The 1,586-nt window shown below is 56.3% G+C and carries 2 protein-coding genes and 1 pseudogene; 1 reads left to right on the top strand and 2 read right to left on the bottom strand.

All coding sequences use genetic code 11. From position 1 onward, the window contains the following. Together artP and RTK32_RS10175 are read right to left on the bottom strand one after the other, a co-directional pair. The coding region (artP, locus tag RTK32_RS10180) for an arginine ABC transporter ATP-binding protein ArtP (RefSeq protein WP_312043579.1) at positions 1 to 683 on the bottom strand (683 nt) is incomplete at its 3' end. Between the two features lie 185 nt (positions 684 to 868). Next, positions 869 to 1,405: a lipoprotein gene (locus tag RTK32_RS10175; protein WP_312043577.1), complete on the bottom strand. Its 537-nt coding sequence runs from the start codon at positions 1,403 to 1,405 to the stop codon at positions 869 to 871. A gap of 104 nt (positions 1,406 to 1,509) precedes the next feature. On the opposite strand from RTK32_RS10175, the pseudogene RTK32_RS10170 reads away from it, so the two are divergent. After that, positions 1,510 to 1,586: pseudogene (locus RTK32_RS10170) on the top strand (hypothetical protein); the annotation flags it as partial.

Genomic DNA, 1,586 nt, shown 5'->3' with positions numbered 1-1,586 from the left:
AAGCGGCTGGCGTCACCCTGTTCCACGATATAACCGTTCTCCATATAGACGACGCGGCTGGCCGTTTTGCGTGCCACCTCGACCTCGTGGGTGACGATCACCTGGGTGATATTAGTTTCGGAGAGTTCCCGAATGATCGCCACGATCTGCGCGGTAATTTCCGGATCCAGCGCGGCGGTAGGTTCATCAAACAGCAGGACGGCCGGTTCCATCATGAGTGCCCGGGCAATGGCGACACGTTGCTGTTGACCGCCGGAAAGATGCAGAGGAAAACGATCGGCAAAGGGGGTCAACCGCAGGCGTTCCAGCAGTTTTTCAGCACGGGCCTGCGCCCGATCTTTGCTTAACCGCAGCACCCGGCAGGGGGCCTCGATCAAATTCTGCATTACCGTCAGGTGCGGCCAGAGATTGTACTGTTGAAAGACCATGCCGACGTTCTGGCGCAGTTCACGAACAGCCGCCTCGCCGGGCGCCCTGGTAAAGTCGAAATGGTGACCTGCGATCCCCAGCGTGCCCGAACGCGGCATCTCCAGAAGGTTCAAAACGCGCAGCAGCGAGCTCTTGCCGGCCCCACTGGGGCCGAGCAGAACCAGCGTCTCGCCTTCCGGACACGTCAGCTGAATATCAAAAAGCGCCTGATGGGCGCCATAAAAGCAGTTTACAGCGTTAAGTTGAATACTCATGCGCAAAAAGTGAATAGCGATTAGTTCTGAGAATCTTAACGTTGACGGCATAGTTATGCAATCAGCGCGGCGATAAATTCGCTTATGCAGGTAATTTAACCATAAAGCTGGCACAAAATGAGGGGGCTGAGCAAAAATGCAGTAGCGAAAAGGGGCACACCGCTCGTCAGCGGTGCGCGGAGGGCCTATCGCAGCAGGCGCTGGCTGAGGGAGCCACCTTCGATATGCGGTGCTGGGCCAAGATAGCGTACATCGTCCACGGCCCAGCAGGTGCCTTCATGGATCATCAGGACTTCATCCTGCCAGGTTTGCGGTTTGTCGCCGTCACGACTGAGCTTAACGCGCAGCGGAATATTGCGCGCATCAGGGTTAGGGATGCTGGATGAGTCCGCTACGCTCGCCGAGGTGGCGCCCGCCGCCTGGCTTGAGAATATATCTCCGCGCAAAGTCGCTGATTTTTGCGGATCGTTATCGGCTTTCAGCAGCGTTTGGTACAGTCGGTCACTGAGGTAAGGACGATACTTGGCCAGCTGCGTGGCGTTCGGCACACCCTGAGCAGGCTGCTCAAGACGCAGATCGTAAAACGCCTGGGCAACAGAATCGGGGCCGCCTTCAACGCAGGGGGAGGTGCGGCTGCCGTTATCCTTAAAGACAGGTTGTACTGTGGTACAGGCGCTGAGCAGCAGCGCCAGCGGAGCCAGAGCGGCAAGCTGTAACTTCATCTTGATTTCCTTATGGTTTCTGGATGGCGTTTTTTAGCATAAAGTATAGCTGCTCTGCCTGGCGATAAGAGCTAAAACCCGAGTTTCGTTTTAAGGAGAAGATCATGCAATTTTCAACTACCCCTACGCTCGAAGGCCAGCCGATAACAGCATACTGTGGCGTCGTGACCGGAGAGGCGAT

Origin of the sequence: Erwinia sp. (genome assembly GCF_031978025.1) — a bacterium.
Classification (GTDB): Bacteria; Pseudomonadota; Gammaproteobacteria; order Enterobacterales; family Enterobacteriaceae; genus Erwinia.
This window is presented reverse-complemented; position numbering and strand designations above follow the sequence as displayed.